Annotated in this window: 12 protein-coding genes and 2 pseudogenes; 6 read left to right on the forward strand and 8 right to left on the reverse strand. The window is 54.7% G+C overall.

Going from position 1 to position 18,151, the window contains the following annotated elements:
• Positions 1-194: 194 nt before the first annotated feature.
• Positions 195-498, reverse strand: a pseudogene (locus A3AI_RS49300) (IS3 family transposase); the annotation flags it as partial.
• A gap of 89 nt (positions 499-587) precedes the next feature.
• Here A3AI_RS49300 and A3AI_RS0113385 point away from each other — a divergent pair.
• The 3 genes from A3AI_RS0113385 to A3AI_RS46205 all read left to right on the forward strand — a co-directional run bounded on the left by A3AI_RS0113385 (position 588) and on the right by A3AI_RS46205 (position 4,914).
• Positions 588-2,003: an O-antigen ligase family protein gene (locus A3AI_RS0113385; RefSeq protein ID WP_036048230.1), complete on the forward strand. Its 1,416-nt coding sequence runs from the start codon at positions 588-590 to the stop codon at positions 2,001-2,003.
• Between the two features lie 336 nt (positions 2,004-2,339).
• Positions 2,340-3,800, forward strand: coding sequence for a lipopolysaccharide biosynthesis protein (locus A3AI_RS0113390; RefSeq protein WP_024516065.1), 1,461 nt, complete (start codon positions 2,340-2,342; stop codon positions 3,798-3,800).
• A gap of 355 nt (positions 3,801-4,155) precedes the next feature.
• Entirely contained in the window at positions 4,156-4,914 is a 759-nt protein-coding gene (locus A3AI_RS46205; protein WP_198030109.1) for a class I SAM-dependent methyltransferase, read from the forward strand.
• A gap of 137 nt (positions 4,915-5,051) precedes the next feature.
• Here A3AI_RS46205 and A3AI_RS0113400 read toward each other — a convergent pair whose 3' ends face one another.
• The 4 genes from A3AI_RS0113400 to A3AI_RS0113415 all read right to left on the reverse strand — a co-directional run bounded on the left by A3AI_RS0113400 (position 5,052) and on the right by A3AI_RS0113415 (position 9,476).
• Complete coding sequence (locus tag A3AI_RS0113400) at positions 5,052-6,002, reverse strand: heparin lyase I family protein (protein WP_024516067.1); 951 nt, start codon at positions 6,000-6,002, stop codon at positions 5,052-5,054.
• Positions 5,987-6,970, reverse strand: coding sequence for a polysaccharide deacetylase family protein (locus A3AI_RS0113405; RefSeq protein WP_024516068.1), 984 nt, complete (start codon positions 6,968-6,970; stop codon positions 5,987-5,989). The genes A3AI_RS0113400 and A3AI_RS0113405 overlap by 16 nt, the downstream gene beginning before the upstream one ends.
• Positions 6,971-7,024: 54 nt before the next feature.
• Positions 7,025-8,191 (reverse strand): glycosyltransferase family 4 protein, encoded by a 1,167-nt coding sequence (locus tag A3AI_RS46210; RefSeq protein WP_024516069.1) that lies wholly within the window; start codon positions 8,189-8,191, stop codon positions 7,025-7,027.
• Positions 8,192-8,402: 211 nt separating this feature from the next.
• On the reverse strand, positions 8,403-9,476 hold the full coding sequence (locus A3AI_RS0113415) for a Wzz/FepE/Etk N-terminal domain-containing protein (RefSeq protein ID WP_024516070.1): 1,074 nt from the start codon (positions 9,474-9,476) through the stop codon (positions 8,403-8,405).
• Between the two features lie 626 nt (positions 9,477-10,102).
• Between A3AI_RS0113415 and A3AI_RS0113420 the strand changes: the two genes are divergently transcribed.
• Both A3AI_RS0113420 and A3AI_RS0113425 read left to right on the forward strand, forming a co-directional pair.
• Positions 10,103-11,434, forward strand: a complete 1,332-nt coding sequence (locus tag A3AI_RS0113420) for a polysaccharide biosynthesis/export family protein (RefSeq protein WP_024516071.1) — start codon at positions 10,103-10,105, stop codon at positions 11,432-11,434.
• Between the two features lie 68 nt (positions 11,435-11,502).
• Entirely contained in the window at positions 11,503-12,954 is a 1,452-nt protein-coding gene (locus A3AI_RS0113425) for an ArnT family glycosyltransferase (RefSeq protein ID WP_156927768.1), read from the forward strand.
• Between the two features lie 331 nt (positions 12,955-13,285).
• Here the strand turns inward: A3AI_RS0113425 and A3AI_RS47500 are convergent.
• The 3 genes and pseudogenes from A3AI_RS47500 to A3AI_RS0113435 form a co-directional block, all read right to left on the reverse strand.
• Positions 13,286-13,469: pseudogene (locus A3AI_RS47500) on the reverse strand (transposase); the annotation flags it as partial.
• Between the two features lie 174 nt (positions 13,470-13,643).
• On the reverse strand, positions 13,644-15,140 hold the full coding sequence (locus A3AI_RS0113430) for an undecaprenyl-phosphate glucose phosphotransferase (RefSeq protein WP_024516073.1): 1,497 nt from the start codon (positions 15,138-15,140) through the stop codon (positions 13,644-13,646).
• Between the two features lie 427 nt (positions 15,141-15,567).
• Entirely contained in the window at positions 15,568-15,936 is a 369-nt protein-coding gene (locus A3AI_RS0113435) for a VanZ family protein (RefSeq protein ID WP_024516074.1), read from the reverse strand.
• Positions 15,937-16,911: 975 nt separating this feature from the next.
• Between A3AI_RS0113435 and A3AI_RS0113440 the strand changes: the two genes are divergently transcribed.
• Positions 16,912-17,799 (forward strand): branched-chain amino acid aminotransferase, encoded by an 888-nt coding sequence (locus A3AI_RS0113440; RefSeq protein WP_024516075.1) that lies wholly within the window; start codon positions 16,912-16,914, stop codon positions 17,797-17,799.
• The last annotated feature ends 352 nt before the right edge of the window (positions 17,800-18,151 follow it).

Raw genomic sequence — 18,151 nt, forward strand, 5'->3', positions numbered from 1 at the left:
TGCACCATCCCATCGCGCATGTACTCACGCATCAGCATAGTCCGTGATCCGGCCTGCGGCGCGACCCTTCAGGGTTACCAATTTCGATGACAAGAGGAGGCTCAGACTACTCGTGTACGCACCATGCCGCACAAATAGCTTCTGCTCCTAATAGGACAGCCTTGGAGTATTCCGAGCAAGCACACCGCCGATGTCAGATTGGCGCTGCTGGTGAGTTCGGGGGCGTTGTCGCTGTCCACCATTTCGGGCGTGCCGCGCTCGATGATCAGCCGGCCCAGCTCCCGTGCCCCCGGGTACCCGAGAGCGAGGTATCGGCCAGCCGACTACCGCCAAAATACGGAAGTGTCGACCGTCCGTGAGCTGATCCGATATGAAGTCGAGCTACCAGCGATCGTTGGGGGCCATCGGCGCCGTCATCGGCGCCCTGGTCCCGATTGCTCGCTTGCGGCCGCCACGACGGCGCGCCGCGAGCATCTCTTCCCGGTAGCGCAGGAACAGCAGTTCGCGCCCGTGCGGACCCTTCCGGATTACCCCTATTGGCTTCCGCCTTGTGGGTCGACGGCGCGTGCGTTGCCGGCGGAGTCACGATGGTCTATCTTCAGGTAGCAAGTGATGACCAGGGAAGAGTCGCTCACGGCGTGAAGGAGTTCTGCTTGAACTATGATGGTCAAGTTCTCTATCACCGCGCGTTTGCGCATTTAGTCGCGCGACAGGAGAAATTGTTCTTTCTCCTGTTCATTTTCATTTTGCCGTTCCAGCGGGTGACATTTGTCGGGGACAATCTGCTGGGCATCCAGGGGTTGAAGCCGTTCAACTTGCTGTCGGCCGTAGTCGTGGCCTATTTGCTATTCAAAAGTACGCCCGTGCGCCCGATGGACAAAATCGAGATGAAGTCCATGAGAATATTTCTCCTGTACTTCGCGACCTTCACCATTGCTTTCATCCGATCAATTCCAAATGCCCCGCTGTTTCATAGTCGTTTCCCTGAGGTGTTTCCGGAATCTTATCCGGACTTTATACTGTCAATGTACGTCGTCTCAGCCTTCTATGTCTTGCCATTTCTATTTATCCTGAGGCGCCTGTGCTCATTTCATGAGCTTGAAAAGATCACTACGGTGATCTGCTTCTCAATGCTGCTGCTATCGGTCACCTTCATCATACTCGTCCTGATGAATCCGTCCGTCTTGGTTTCAGGCAACCGGGACGACGTGTCTGAGTTGGTTTCAGGCAGCCGCAATGAAATGGCCGTATTGTGCGAGACTTATTATGGTATCCATTACAATACGATTGGCACAATATACATCTGCACTGTGCCTTTGTTGCTCTATAGAGTTATTACGCGAAAGGGCCTCTGGATTGTTCCACTCGCGCTATCACTCGTCGCGGTTCTTCTTCTCCAGTCGCGCAGCGCGCTTGTGACTGTGGCACTTTCGTGTTGTCTGCTCCTGGTCCAGCGGCGTAACTACGTCATATTATTTTTCGGCGCCGCGGTGCTTGGCATAACGGCATTCCTGTGGGCCGGACCAACTATCGACGCTCTTCTTTCGGTCGGCTTTCAAAACAGTTCCGACTTCTCGGCTGACGCCGTGTTGACGGGCCGGGTTGATGGCATCTGGATTCCTCTGCTCGATGAATGGACGAGCGACATCGGTCTATTTCTGTTCGGCGCTGGTCGTAACGGAATGATCACGAGCGAACTTTGGTATACAGGAGCCCTTTTTCACGCCGGTCACGCGCATAATGCACTTATCGACTTCTTTGTTGATTGCGGGGCGATTTTTACCAGTGTGCTTATAGTTTTACTTTTTGTTGGATTGGCGACCGCCTTGCGGGTTGGGCGAAAGTTGGACAATGATCTATATTGGGCTTTGTTCATATGCCTGTTTGGCTTTGGAATTGGTATGCTGACAGAGCGCGAAATTTTTCCGACGATCGACAATATGTACGTGTTCCCAATCGTCGCCATGATGATCAACTTGGCGCGTTTGCGTTATCGAGTTTAACCACGGAATGACTGCTTGATGCGAACCAAGGTGCGGTAAAAGGTCTGGGGCTAATCTCTTCGCTCGACGAGGTAGATGCCGCAAGACGTAATTCGCCCAAAAGCTACGACGTGGCGATGAGCGTACACGGCGCGATCGCTCAGGGGTGATCGAGGGTTCGATCTCACACCAAGTTTAACTAAGGGACTAGGCTGGTCGCTCGATGAAGAAGGTTCACGCCAAAGGTCCGGTCAAGACCACTGATTGTGTGCAGCACGCGAAGTCTGATACGCGTCGGATCGGTGTCTTGCTTTGTTTGGCGCCGTCGTCGCCAACGTCCGTCTAGGTTGCTGATCCATGGCATCCATATTGCGTCAAGGCATTGCACTCTCCGCTGCGCGCTACGTCGATCAGGTCATCATGTTGTTGACGCCGGTCGTTCTCGTGCGAACGATCGGCCCCACAGCATTCGGCGAATATCGGCTCTTCTGGCTACTTGTAACTACCGTGGCCCTGTTGTTCCCCTTTGACCTGCCGCGCAGCTTGCTTTTCTTCTTTGTCCGTTTGGATTCGGAAGGACGTCGGGTTTACGTCGGGCAGACGGTGCTGTTCTTGCTTGCCACGACGACCATTGCGGCACTTCTGATTTTTGTCTTTGGCAATGTCCTGCCCTCGGGCATGAAAGGCCTGCTGCAGGACCATGGGTTTTTGCTTGCGGTTTTCTTATTTGTCTGGAATTTGGGTTTGATATTCGACGTGCTACCCAATGCTGCGGGGCAGATTCGCTGGCAGGCACAAGCTGTCATGGCCACGTCCGTGCTCAGGGCGGCGCTCGTAATTTCGGCAGCGGTGTTTTCTCGACGCCTTGACCTGGTGCTGGCCGCGACATTGATTGCGGCCTGCGTGCGCCTTGGGTTCTTGGGCTATTTCATAGCACGCCATTGCGGCATCCGGTTGTTCCCGCTTGACAAGCAGCAATTCCGTGAACAGCTTCGGTATGCTCTTCCATTCGGCGCGGCCACCTTGTTTTTCCACATGCGAAAACTGGTCGAGCAATGGATTGTGGCCACGGTGTTTTCACCAGCAGCATTTGGCGCTTTTTCAATTGCCGCTACGCTCACTCTGCCCTTCGAAGTCCTGAGAGGCGCGCTGGGGAATTTGCTCTTGCCAAAAATGAGTCACCTGAATTCGCTTGGTGATCACAAAGAGCTATTGCGCCTCAATAATCAAGGCAATGTGATCCTCAGCGTGGTCATATTCCCCACTCTTGCGGCGCTATTCGCCTTTTCCAATGAGGTCATCCAGTTCCTGTTTACGAAGGAGTACGTGAGCGGCTCGCCGGTGCTGCGCATTTATCTGGTTCAGACCTTGATTCATTCGATTGAAATTAACGCCCTGCTGTATGTATTCAAACAAGGTTCATCTAATATGCGTTGTGAAGCCTCAACGTTTCCCGTTGCCGTACTAACCAGTTTGGTGGGTGTCTGGTACTACGGTTTGCCGGGTGCAGCTGTAGGCTCGCTGCTGGCCAGTTTGATGGTGTATGTGCTTTTTCTGAGAAGACTTTCAAAGGTAATGAGCATTTCGATCAGAAGGTTGCAAGATTGGGAGAGCCTTGGAAAAATCGCGAGCATATCGGCAGTTTGCGCACTAGTAGTGCGGCTCTCGGCTGACATGCTGAAGCCCCCGACAGCAATTGCAGCGATAGGCGGACCTGCCGCGGTTTTGGTGCTTTATGCTATTATCTTGTTTGCGACGGGATATTATCGAACGCTTGCTGAGCTGCAAAAAGAATGGGGATCGTTCCGCTTTGCTTGATGCGGCCACCCAGCCAACGACAGTGGATTTCCGGTGCCAGTATTAACCCCTTGTTCCCCGATGTTCGTCGTTTTTCCCCGCCTCGCTCCTGCTGCCATTGATTGTCGCTTGATCTCGAACAGTGCGTCAATCCAGTGCACGACCTCGTTGGGATTGGGGAGCGCGAAATTTGGCGGTTGGCTACAATACTGCACGGCGACCGACGCCGAGCGTCCGGGGGACTTGGCGCGACGCCATGGCTGGAAGCAGCGGTGCTGATGCCAACGATAGCAATTGTTGTGATGCCCCGTGCGGTAGAGGGGGTACTCATTCATGGGGGTTGGACAGTAAAGCCGGTGCCGGGCAAGATGAAATCATGTTGCACAGAATTAAAAATCGGGCAGCTTATCAGGTTGCGAGTGTTCGCCGCTCTCTCGGCTTTCCGCCGTATCACGAGCTCAATATCCCGTTTGGCGCGGTAGAATCCATTGTCCGGTCAACCGGCGCGGAACCGTGGTTCGTCTGGGCCATTCAGAACCGACGTACTCGCGGCGAAACCAATTCGGCAATGGATTGGATCGTCGAGCATATCGCAAAGGACAAACTGATATTCGAGGTCGGTTGCGGATGCGGCGCAAATCTCATTTGGCTTGCGCAGCGTGGCTATCATAATTTGGTTGGAACCGACCGAAGTTCGGCGGCGATTTCGGCGGCCACGCAGCTCGCCGATTTAGCACAGCAAACGATTTCAGTTCATGTTGCCGATGGGTTTGTTCCGCCCGAAAAGTTGATCGGAGTTGGGAAAATTGCAGTTTTGCTGGCGATCGACTGCATCTACTTAGCGCAGTTTGATTTGATTCAACATCTAAGGCTATGGCGCGATAGGCTTGCACCCGGCGGATGCGTTATCTTCGATATGGTCGATCAGTCATTCGATCGTTTTCCCAACAACCAATACATGACGGACGATTGGGGACTCCCGGAAGAGAAGAGAAGGTCGACGCAATACGTGACTCGCATATCGCCTGACGAATTAAAGAGAAAAGCTGCCAAGACCGGGTTTGAAATGATCGGCAAGTTGCCCGGTACTGAAGTTCCTCCGCGCTACGTAGCTGTATTGCAGCGCGTGGATTGAATCGTGGGATACAACGAGCTGAATGAGCCGCCGTTGCGGACGTCTGGCCTGCTTACGCGACTATCTCGCCAAAAAAGCCGCTGACTCGCGCCACGGCCTGAAGGGCCTCGGCTTGCGGTTGCCCACTAGCTAGGTTGCTATGGCGGCGTCGGCTCGGTTGTTATGATCAAATCTTGAAAATTGGCCGCAATAGCTAGGGGTTGATCTGCCGACCGATAGAGACCCTGCATCCAATAGGTGGGGAACCCATACCCCAACGGGCCGCGATAGTTCACAACCTCAACTCCATCCACCCAAACGTCCAAAAATCCTTGACCAGAATTGGTCACGTTGGTCCGCATTTTGATATCGTAATATCGGCCTCGTTGGATTTCATTGGGGTCAGTCCATAGGCTGAGCATCTTGACGTTTCGAGCAGGGTTGCCGGGTTTTAGACCCGTGGGACTGTATCTGGCAACGACTCGGAGATGTTCGCCTGCAAGCTCGATTGCGACTGGAGGCGAGGTAGGCACACCGGCTTCGCTGTCCTCATTGTGCAGCTCTCCAGTAACGAACCATGATGCCATGTTTGCGGCGCCAGGCTCCAACATAAACCGATAATCTATGGTGATAACAGTACCGACCGGAATTCGTAACTTGCCTTCAATTTCGGCGCGATCAACGGCGTGTTTGGAATCGTACCAGGCTCGATCACCCGGTTGAATTTCAAAGCGCAGGGTTTGGGCATCGGGATTGGTTAGGCTATAGCTCTGGCCCGCTGTCTGAACTTCGTATTTGTCGTTGCCGATATAAAAGGCGGTTCGCGGTGTAGCCGAAAACGACGTAACCGGCGGGGCAACTGTGCTATCTGCAGGCCGCGGTTCTACGCTCGTATTGCCCGCCGTATCTGTATCCGTCGCAGCAAAGCTATGAACATCGGATAGGCCCGTCTCCACGAAATTCCAGCGATCACCTGCATCCGCTGTCGTCGTGGCGAGGAACGTCAATCCATCATAGAGGTTCGCTATGCTGCCAGCCGCGGCAACAATAGTTGGTACTGCTATCACCGCTATTCTTCTTGTCCGCATTTTATTCAGCTGTCGGAGCATGACGATACCAACACTCTATCGTGAAATTCGGTCAGCGTACTGCCGCAAAAATGCTTCGCCGCTTGCGAAAAGAGCTCGTTCAAATCCTGATACAGTTTCTCGATTGATTCAGCCGTCGGAAAGTAAGGGCTACCGCCAGGCATGAGCTCCGAGGAATGCGTCATAAACTCAACGTAGGGCCGATTTTGCGAAATGGCGGCGTCAAGAACGCGCAGCATCGACGTCAAGTTTGACCCGTTGGGACGCAGCCAGTCCAGCGGCCAAACGCGGCGCCGCGCCCTGTTCGGCAAGTCAGATATGTCCTCACAAGCCTGGGCCGCCCGGGTCAGCAACGCGGGCGATCGGTCGATGATCGTCATTGGGACCTCCAGTAACGAGGACGTTCCCGGAAGCGCGATATTTCGCTCACTCATCCAGTAGTGCTGTTCGGGAAACCCTCGATAATTAGTCCCTCCCGCACCGTCCGGATCTCCTTTAGTACTTCGCCAATCCACATGAGGAGTTACGGAACAATCTACTCTAAATCCCAAATCCCTCAATACATCGGCATAGATTGCATTGAAGGCCCAGCGGCCCGATCGGTGACTCAGCATTTTGACGCCGAAAATGTCCTCAAGAAAATGCGTGTGAAGCTCCACTTTTTTCCGTATTTCGTCTTCTGGGTATTCAATCAAGAAGGGTTGGTACCAGGAATCATCGCTGGTCAGGGGATGGATTGGGGGTGAATTCCAGGCATGCAAATGCATCCCGATTTCGCCGGCACCTCGTGCGACCAAATCGCGACCAAATTCAACAAAGCCACGATCATTCGCCATTTCATAGTTCACCAGGTAGGTGGGCTTCAGGCCGAATTTCTCACACAGCGACTGAAAGCGAGGAAGAAAGGACGCGTTGCGAGTTTCCAAACTTGCACGCCTGCTCCAAATATCATCACCCTCTGTATCGATCGTAATGAGAAAGCTTCTCAAGACAGTTACTCTACCTGTAAGAGGGGCCTTGATTGTGTTACTTAGGAGAAAATTCTAACGTTTGATTGGATCAAGGCCAAGCGGCTGGCATGAGCGTTGTTGCTTGGCGATAAGCGGAGTCAGAGCCGCAATTAGCTCATGAGCCTTTACCATCGGCGAGTGATTGGCCTTGACATAGGTCTGGCATCGGCCAGCGAGCGTGCCGTATTCGTTTTCGTCCATGTCCCAAACCATCTTCGCAGATTTGCTAAGCGTCGACTCGTGAGCAGATGCGCCCAGGGCATGACTCAGGACGATCGAGTCCGGATCGACAAGCCGGCGCGTCACGACAGGAGTGCCAACGGCCAGAGCTTCCAGGAACGCGTTTGAGAAGCCCTCGTAATGCGAGGTGCACAGAAGCAGTGCAGCCTCTGACAGAAATGATCGAATGTCTGCCCGTCGAACGTAACCAACCAATTGCACATTTGGGAGGTCGCGCAGGCCGTTCACCGCATCCACTGTCGCTTGATCGGCATCTCGAGATAGCATCCCAGCCACTCTAAATTCGAGTTCGGGAAGCTCCTGGGCGACTCGTAGAAGCAATGGCAGGTTCTTTGGATGTCGGAAGACACCAAGCCAGGCGACGTATCTCCGCTCTGGGCGCGGCAAAGGAGTGGTCGCGTCCTCTGCTACAACAATAGGATTATGAATGACATGAATAGGCGTTCCGGGAAAACGTGCTGCCAGCTGATCGCGTTGATATCGATTCTGACAGAGAAATGCCGCCGTTCGTTGCCGAGCCCAAGAATAGGATAACCATTCGTAATGTCGAAGACCGATTTTGTATCGTTCATCGACGTCTGCGTCGCTTACAACACGGTAAACGAACGGAACCCTTAGTTGGTCGGCGACGAAAGCCATGATCGCGGTGCCCACTCCACGTGCGCCCTGGATGATGATATCCGGACGATAGGCGCGGGCAGCTGCCAATACTTTGGCGATGTGGTAGAAATACTTCGCAACCCGCATTCCGTGCGCAGGATCATAGGTCTCGATAAGTTTGATTTGCTGGCCCGAACCAACATGGGCCAAAGCGCCCTTCCAGGTAAGGACAGCGGCTTCGTGACCAGCATCTTCAAGCGCGCGAAGCCATATTGAAAGTTCGATGGACCACCCGCCGATTGGATAGTTCTCATCCTTCAGTAGATAGGGAATGGAAAAATCTATCGAGAGAATGCGCACCTGACACCCAGAGCTTAATCCGACAGCTTGCTACATCGAAATTGGACGATATCCATCCGTGACGGACCGCCTCGATTGAGGCCGCCGCCCGTGCGCGCTTCGTTGGCGCCGACTTGAGCCAATCCAGTGTTCCGCTGAGCCCACATATCCAATCGGCCGCCTTAGATTGTACAGCACGGGAGAGCGTGCCGATTGTTGGCGCGTGCGGCCTTCACCCCGAACCCGTGAGGCGCACTGGCCTTGCCTTTGCCGATGCTTCCGATTGATGATCTGGTCGAACCGCGTCCGGAACAGGTCGCTCTATGGTCCCGTCGTCTTGCGTTCTTGGATGAGGGTCCTGCCCGCTGGCAAAGATGCCTCGGGCTAACAGATCGCGCAGCATTCCGATGGCGACGCCAAGAAGCAGCCCTCCAACGGTCGATATCCCAAGCACGGCCCCGGGTTTTGGCCAACTGGCCCTCATGGGAGGCGACGCCCCGGCGACGAGACTAGCCTCAAACACCGGCGAGGACTGTTGGCGCGTGGCTTCCATCTTGCGCAGCATGTGGCGAAAATTATCATAAGCATTTTTTGATGAATCCGCGGCGGTTACCAATTTGGCGGCCGTCTCAGCGGAATTCGCTGTATCTGTTGTATTCCTGTTATAATCCTCCAACGCCCTTTGGGCAGCTGATGCTTGAGCGCTCAATTCGTTCAATCGGTCCTTAACCCATGCCTCATCTTGCACAGAGAGGCTGTCCATTTGATGCGTAATATATTTTTCCGCAACGGCGTTTACGATGTGCGCCGCTCGATCTGGATCTTTGGACTCGAAGGTGATCTGGACGATGTACGTAGGACCGACACGCTTGGCTGAAAGCCTGCGTTCGAACGATTCCACGGCATAGCTCATGGCGCTGGATTTCGTTTCCGGTCTTCGCCAGCCGAGCAGTTGGGACATCCACCGTTTCGTGGCGCCCACGGCGCTATCTTGCAGGACAAATTCCGAGTCTTTCGCAAGCCCGAGTTTCTCGATCACGTAGCGAGCGATGCTCTCAGACTTTATGATTGCGACCTGACTTTCCACGATCGTTGACACCGCTGCGGCATCTCCGGGGGTCGCTTTGGAGTCCACGATGAGTTCGGCCTTGGCGGTAAACGTGGGTACTGCAGTGACGAGGTAGAGTATAGCAACGCCAAGTGTTGCCAAGCATGTGAGCAATATGACCGACAAGCGTCGTCGTAAGAAGGCCATCACTTCTACCAGCGATACAACCGGCGCCGAAGGAAATTCGGGCGGCGCCATATTGTCTCGAGTTACCCAATCGTCCGTCCTATTAGTCTGCAGCATTTTCGTACCAGTGCTGATAGTTCAGGATAATGCACCTTCCTGGAAGAGAGCGGCAGGAGCTGCGTTTGAATTTCGGAATATTGCAGACGTCCGATGGAACGAGCAGGATCCAGGGGTGGGGATCAGTGGGGCTTCCGGAATGCACTGGGGCCGGCGCATCAACCGAATGTGCCGGAGACTTGGTGGAGCCCGGCAAAATGAAGGACGCATAGCTCATGTATTTTAAGGACCCCTTGGCTCATCTCTGGTTGAATCAGTACATCCCGGGCCACTAGATGGAAATTGGCAATAAATAGGTAGCTACGATGGTCCATTGAGCCGCGGTACTACCGGATTAAAGTTCGAACAGTAGTTCTCGCGTCCATCCCTATGAGTTTGAGGGGCTGTGAATTGACGATCAATAGAGCCCCGATCAATCGGATATGGGCGGGACGGCGCTGAACCCCGGGCATCAATGAGCGAACTTAGCGTTACTGTTGCCGATCGCACGTCCGGACGGTTGCCCGCGCGTCAGCGTTGTTGACGTGCTGGTGTCCGTGAACCGATTTGAAATGACCACGACCGTATAGAGAGTTGCCGCCATGCTGAGCTCCACACTGCGCAATCGCCCCTATATAGGTGTTTTCGGCAGCAACCTGAGTCGTTGCGTCAAATGGGGCTTGGTGGCCGTTAGCCTGACGATTTTCGCGACGCAGGCAAAGGCCGAATATATGGTAAATGTCGGAGACGTCCTGGAGATCGCCGTGGCGGGCGTGCCGGAGCTGCGACAGCGTGCCGCGGTCCAGATAGACGGTAATGTCTCGTTGCCACTGGTCGGAACGGTCCCAGTAGCCGGCCTGACCCTACCTCAGATCCGCTCTAAAATTGGAACCGCGCTGGCGAGCAAGGTATTCCGACAGCGGAATCCGGATGGTCATGAGAACGCTGTCGTGATCGATGCGGATGAAGTCACAGCGACCGTCGCGGAATACAGGCCGATATACGTCAATGGTGACGTGTCAAAGCCGGGTGAATACCCTTATCGTCCGGCGACCACTGCACGCCAACTTATCGCGGTGGCGGGCGGCTACGATGTCATGCATATGAGAATGAACAACCCATATCTCGAGTCCGCAGACTTGAGAAGCCTCTATGGATCGCTTTGGACGGAGTTCGCCAAAGAACAGGCGCGTATATGGCGCATCAAGACTGAGCTCGGAGAAGGCTCGCAGATTGATCTCGTCAATATGAAGGACGTACCGATTTCCTTTTCAACCATTTCGGAAATCGTCAACACGGAAACAGAATATTTGAAGACGAAGGAGAGTGATTATCAGCGAGAAAAGTCGTTCCTTCAGCGTGGCGTTCGAGAAGGAGACGACCATGTCAACGTGCTAACAGCTCAGCAGAAGACAGAAGAAGAGGCATATCAGGCGGACCTCGACGACCTGCAGAAAGTGAATGACCTGTTCGGCAAGGGTGCCTTGGTCAGTCCTCGGGTAACGGATGCCCGTCGCGCAGTACTGAGCTCATCAACCCGCAAGCTGCAGACGCAGGCGCAACTGATGCAGGTCAAGACGCAACAGGACGAGCTCAAGCGAAAACTGGAAAAGCTCGATGACCAGCGAAGGCTTGAGTTGCTCCGTGAGCTGCAAGAAGCCAGCGTGACGCTGAACGAAACTCGCACGAGGCTGCAGGGCGTGGGCGAAAAGCTTCAGTACACTGCAATGGTTCGATCGCAACTGGTGCGAGGAGCCGGCGATAAAGCGGAGATTGCCATTATCAGAAAGAGCCAGAAGGGCGAGGAACGGATCGTCGCAGACGAAGATGCGGAGTTGCAGCCCGGCGACACCGTCGAGGTTGCCCTGCGTTACCAGGACGCGCCCGACGCAGCTCTGCAAGGCAGTTTGAAAGCCCAGCCAAATACTCAGTAGGACGAACCGACGCGTCTGCGGCAATCATTGGTTTTCCGCTGATGTAGACGGATAAAAAGGCGCGAAAAGTGATCCATTTGGACAAGTCACGGAAGAGAAGAATTTGGATCGCCATTGTATTAGGATGTTATGTAGTTCTTGCCACAATATTCTCTACAACAACTTTAGATACCGATGAATTTTCGTTCGTGCGCGAACCGTACGAAATGCTCGGTGGCGACTATACCGCAGGCTATTTGCGGAAACACGAATACGCCAATGCCTTAAAGACGCTTGCTAAATCCTACTATTTTTACTGGAATTATCGTCCTTTGAATGCGCCCGTGATTCCCGAAGATCGCCGTGGAATCTTCGCAACCGAGGAGAGTGAATTCGGCTACGTCAAGCCGGATTCGGTACAATTTACTGATCCAGCCGCGATGGAAAAATATGAAAGAAGGCTCGTTGTCCCTGAGCCGGACCGTTTCTACTCCCACGGCGCAGGAAAGCCTTTGCTGCCAGCCCTTGTTTCAATTCCGCAACTAATCCTTGTCAAGCTTCTCGGTATAAGCACTACTCAGATTTTAGACGCGCAGTATCACAGACATTACGATCCTGTGTTTATTATCCTTCGCCTCGCACAGCTTTTGGCAGGGCTGGGATCGATTTTTCTGGTCTATAAGATCCTCGAGGCAAAGGTTGACACAGAAAGAGCTCTTCTAGGCGCCTTCACGTTCGCTATCTTTCCCATAACGATAAAGTACTTCCCAAATCTACATCATGATTCGATCTTCGTGTTCTTCTTGCTTCTCGCCGTGTACTTGCAGATGGAAAAGCGTTACTTGGCCGCAGGCGTTGCTTACGGCCTCGCCTTGGCCTCGAAGAATGTTGCGATAATCTTGCTTCCCGCGCTGGTCGCTGATTTTTTGATACAAGTATTTCGTTTCTGGCGTGGAGCGGAATCATCAACTGCTTCATCAGCTGCTTATGCTCGTCTGCGCGCGCGACTTGCAGGTTTGGCAATTATGGGAGCGGTTGCATTTGTGACTCTGCTCCCTTTCGCAAATCCAATATCATACGCGCAAGAGATTTTGACACCGTTTATAACTCGACCCATTGACCATCGTGGCGAGAATGTGAGCCAATGGACGGTCAAAGAGATTGTGGGCAATGATTCCGGCTTGAGCCCGCAGCTCAAGTTTGCAAAGAAGTTTTTTTACTTTGATGATCTTGGCTTCTTGTTCCTTGTTTTGACTTTATGTCTGGCTTTCCAACGTCCACTGAACAGCATCACCCGATTATCGCTTATACTCATGGTGCTGTATTTGCCCATGGCTTCAATATTTGGACTCTCGTTCGATTGGCGCACTTTGTTTCTCGTACCGTTCTTCGCAATGGCTGCAGCGGAGTTGCTTCAGCCACGACAGCTGAGATGGCTCGCCGCAGCTACAGCGGTGTTGGCGCTGGTCTATGTTTCCGACCCAAGCAAGACCGACAATATTCATAAATGGACGGTTGATCAGAGTTCAAGGGCACATTAGCCGGCTTTTTCTCTGAACGTTTTCGGACTCGAATCGTGCTGACCGCCGAGGCTAGAAGTTGTGACACGACCACAAATGCTAGTTCAGGCCCCTTAAAGCGCGATCCTCATGCGGGCGATCTCTGTGTCTTCCACGGGTGCCGGGGCGATCTGGTCAAGAGTTTGTGGCCCGATGGGATCGGGCCGTCGCTCTCTATGCCAAGCGCCTGGACCGTGGAAGGTTGAGCGTAGAGATCTACGGTTGCTGGCATTTGGGAGGTTCCACCGCATCCAGTCTGTGGTTCACTGCGTCGCGTGGATGCTGGTCGCGAGGCGATTCCTTGCGGTCGTCACAACATCGCGTCAGCCAAAAGCCGCTTCAGCCGCGTGTTCTCCAGCGACTTCGGCCGCTTGGGCTCCGAGACATTGCCTCGCTGACGTTATGCTTGCGGCGCACATCGGCGACCGAAAACGCCGGACTCGTGCTCCTTCAAAAATCCCGATGATCTGGTCTTCCGAGAAGCGGTTGCGCTTCATGGTCCGGCTCGTGTGCCGGCCCACTGCGGTTGATAACAGCGGCCCGAGAGATTACCTCGGCTGGCTTCGCAGAGCAGCGTGTTGATCAGGCTTCCGTGGTCGTCCCGTCAACAGTGGTTGGCTCTACTCGGAAAGGCCGCCTCTCGCTCAACCCAGGAAATGAGCGCTGGGGTCTCAATAGGCGTTTAGATAGGCTTCTTTGGAAAAGGCCGTGAGCAGGATGATCCTTATATCGAAGAGGAAGGACCAATGGTCGATATAATATAGATCGTGCTCCACACGTCGCTGCATTTTCTCGAGCGTATCGGTGTCACCACGGTATCCATTGACCTGAGCCCAGCCCGTGATGCCAGGCTTGACATTGTGGCGACGAGAAAATGATGAAATCAACTCAGCGAATGTTTCATTTTGCGCGGTTGCATGTGGGCGCGGCCCGACGATCGACATGTCGCCGGCCAGAACATTGAACAGCTGCGGAAGCTCATCGATATTGGAGCGGCGTAGAAGGCGTCCCACGCGGGTTACACGTGGGTCGTTTCTGGCGACCGGCTTGAAGTTATCGCCATCCTCCATGACAGTCATCGTTCGGAATTTCAGCACGCGAATGGGCTCGTTGTTGTAGCCGTGCCGGGTCTGGCGGAATAGCACCGGGCCACGGGAGTCGAGCTTTATTGCGAGCGAAACGACGACAAGAAGAGGGCTCAGCAAAATAAGGCCTAAGCTTGCGGCGCAGATGTCGAATGCTCGCTTGATTGCTCGCGTCAAAGGCGTAAGGGGACACTGCAGGATGCGCATCGTCACCATATTGCCGAACTGACTGACCCGCGACATAGCCATCAGTTCGAGAGAGCCCACAGGTACGACGTGCACATCAACGGGAAGGTCCGATAGTGCGCTGGCAAGCGCGAGAGCGGAGGGTATTTCGTGTTCGGAAATCAAAATGAGAATGTCATCGGCCCGAAGAGGTCTGCAATTCGCGACCAGATCGCGGGTATCAGGTAATTCTCGAACTGTACCAGGATGCGCGGGATCAGAAGCATTGGTGCGAGCCGTCGGAAGCTCGAATGAGCTGATAGTGCGAATGCCGGTCGCCATCGCTCGAACGGCAAAAGTCAGGCAGTGAGCTGGGTCTCCGATCAGAATGACCCGTCTTGCATCGACCAGGCCGGATGCAATGGCGCGGTGCAGCAGCGAGAACCATATTGTTCGCGCGCAGAGTACGGCGAGGCCAACGCCGATAGCTTGGATCACAACGGTAGCACGTGAGTAGTCTACCGAGATTTTCAGCACAAACGTCGTCGAGAGGAAGAAGAAGAATACAAGGAGTACGCCGCTGACACCGTTCCACAGGAAGTCGTTACGGGGCTGGGTCTGAATTCGAGAATATTGCCGGTGCCCAATGGAAACGAGCAAATCCAAGGTGGCAATCAGAATTGATTCCGGAACGTACCTGGCTGGATCGGGGAAAGACAACAGCACTAGCCGGTGATAGAGCACAGCCGCGAAATAGGCCGCAGCGGTAACGAGAATAAATTCCGTCGCCGCTGCGGCTATCAACAGCAACGTCAACCGGCGCTTGGCAATGGGTGCTGGTATTGCCCTGCCGAGATCCACCGAATGCGCCGGTAATTTGGTGGGGACCGGCAAATTGCTGAAGGACGCATAAGTCATGGCACTCTACGCACTCCGTCCGTCCGAGCAAAACGCGAGCCGCATTGTCGGTACCATTCGGGTCCAAGAGTTTGAATTGCTATAAGGGGGTAGAGTAGGAGGGGTAGTTAGATTGGCTCCGTTGAGCCGCGGCACCGCAAGCTTAGAGCTGTCTAAAAACGGTTCGTTGATATTCCCATTACAATGCGAAGAGAGAAGGCAGTCGAAGAGTTTGGGGGAACGGCGCGTTGCTTAAGCGTGCAATCCGGCAGGCCGTCTTGTACCATCCGGCTTTCGACCCGGTCCTTGTCGGTGAATCCAGCGCGCGGCGCCAGGGGCCTGATCTCTTGATCGTGGTATCTCGGCAACGCCGGAGCCCATACGGGCCGGTTGTCTGCACCGGCTCGCGAGCGAGCCTCCCAACTAAACTATTCGTCGTTGAGAGGCGCTAAGCGCTCGGGTCGTAGTTCGCGAAAGCATGAGGGCGCATAAATTTGGCAGCAATTATCCCGACTCCGCCTCCTATCAGCTTTTCCATCGCATCTATGACGCGAGCGTCACGATCCGGAATGACTAGCTGCAGAAGCTCGAGAGTAACTGCACTCCCAAGGACGACAAGGCAAACAAGCGCAGTTCGAGTGTAGGCCGCAGAGAACAGAAAGCCGATGACGACGAATGCGCCGACATGTTCCATGACGACAATCAAGGCTGGTTCGGCCTCCAGAAATCTTGGTCTCAGGTGGAGCGGTGAAAGCGTGGCAAACGCGATAAAAAGCAGGCACGCCCATGCGGTCATAGAAGCGAATTTATGAAGCATGGTGGTGCCCGCGATAATGGCGTTTTCCGATCCAAATTACACTCAGGCGACACCGAGTTCAGCTAGCCATTCGGATAGTATCTCTCCCCCAAACGGTTGTTGGCCGATGTTGGGGCTTTGGGATAGGGGGCACCAGAATACTTGGATGATTTTGGCAACATCGTCATCTCTGGAATGTTGTCCCGACCTTGTGAGAATCGATTTCGCATTGCGCGTCTGTTGGCGATCGGGAGCTGCTGGTGACACTGCGGTGGTGGCGCCTTGCACGGCTCCCGAGTTCTTGCCTTGCTCGGGCGCTTGCAACGATTTGGAAAACAACGTCTTGTGCGGCAACTGGTCGAGATAATCCGCTAATCCACTCGTCGGATCCGGAGGCCGACTGCCGGCTCCGGATCGCCGGACGGGTCTGCTCGGCGAATCTGCCGGTCAATTTGACGGTTTCGCTGCCAGCGCTTGAGCTGCTCAGGTGCAGTCGAGGGCCACCGCGTCGCGGCGTTTCACCGTAAGTACCTCATTTGCGCCCTTAGTTGCGGTGGTCGTGCGGAATAAGATCATGGGCCTGCTCGTTTTCGGAGGCCTGCGCAGGCTATCGAACTGAGGAGCTTGAACAATGCCGCGCTACCGCGTCCATATTCTTGACGCGTCCGGGAAGGTAATCGGCGCCGGTCAATTCGACTGCGTCGATAATGAGGTGGCACAAGAACGCATCGGACAACTGGCAGGTGACCTTGATACCGAGCTTTGGCAACTCGTCGCGTCGGCCGGGTCACCCACTACACCCCGCTCAGGGACCAGTGAGGCCAGGCCGAGAACTCGAAGACGTCTTCATTCCTGACCGGGACGGGCGAGTCGCGGCGAGCCGCTCGCGTATGTTCAGCACGAAATAGGTTTCGTTCGTAGCGGGATCACCAGGGCAGAATAGGTGGATACAACAGGTTCGTGGAACGTTGTGTGATCTCACAATGGAGCGCCGTCATGGTTCTCAACAGCAAATCCGTCAGCCATTCGCAGACATGGACCTTCTTCGAAGGCCGATGGCATGAGGGTAACGTGCCGATCATGGGGCCGCGCACCCATGGGCTCTGGCTAGGCTCGACCGTGTTCGATGGTGCGCGCGCCTTCGAAGGCGTTGCGCCTGATCTTGACCGTCATTGCGTCCGCGTCAATCAATCGGCGGTCTACTTCGGGCTTAAGCCCATCGTCGATCTCGACACCTGGCTCGGCCTGGCGCGCGAAGGCATCGCCCGCTTCCCCGCCAACGCCGAACTGTACATCCGCCCGATGTATTGGCCCCAGAATGGCGTGGGCGGCGGTGTCCTCTTCGATCCGGAGACAACGGACTGGTGCCTTTGTATCTACGAAGCGCCAATCCCCAAGCCTGTCGGTAGCGCGATAACGTTGTCGCCGTTCCGCCGACCGACAGCTGAATGCGCGCCGGTCGGTGCCAAGGCCGCCTGTCTCTATCCGAACAACTCGCGTGCGCTCATCGAGGCGGCCTCGCGTGGCTTCCAGAACTGTCTCATGCTCGACATGTTGGGCAATGTTGCGGAGTTCGGCAATTCCAACGTATTCATGGCAAAGGACGGTGTGGTCTACACGCCAGTGCCGAACGGTACGTTCCTGAACGGCATTACCAGGCAGCGGGTGATCGGACTTTTGCGAGGCGAGGGTGTCTGCGTGATAGAGGCCACGCTGCGATACGCGGATTTTGTCGCCGCCGACGAGATCTTTTCGACCGGCAATTTCGCCAAGGTGACTCCGGTAATCAGGATCGACGAACGGCAGCTCGCACCTGGGCCGTTTTACGCGCGTGCGCGCAGACTATATTGGGAGTTCGCACACGACGTAAGGCTAGCGGCCTGACAGGTATTGGGCGTTTGCCTCGGCCGAGAACACGATTAAGGTCGGTAGATCGCCAACTCAGTGGCGCTGCGCGATTGTGCTCAGCATTGGCGCGTAATTGCGGAAGGCAGCTGCCAGCTGAAGAGGTTACAGCGGACGGAGATCTCGGCACTTATCTCTCGGGCACCGGATCATGAGCCGAACTCCGTCGTTCAATCCGATCCCGTTTTATCGTGGTATCGACGAGCGAGAGCTTGCGCCAAGGACTGCGGTTGTCGTCCGTAGCGTTCCCTTGGAACGGCAACCAGCTTGCGTCCGTGCCAATGAGCCCGAATTCCGGCTTGCGAATGGGACTTATTCTCGCGACGTCTCG

This window comes from Bradyrhizobium sp. Tv2a-2, assembly GCF_000472425.1.
In the GTDB taxonomy this organism is placed as follows: domain Bacteria; phylum Pseudomonadota; class Alphaproteobacteria; order Rhizobiales; family Xanthobacteraceae; genus Bradyrhizobium.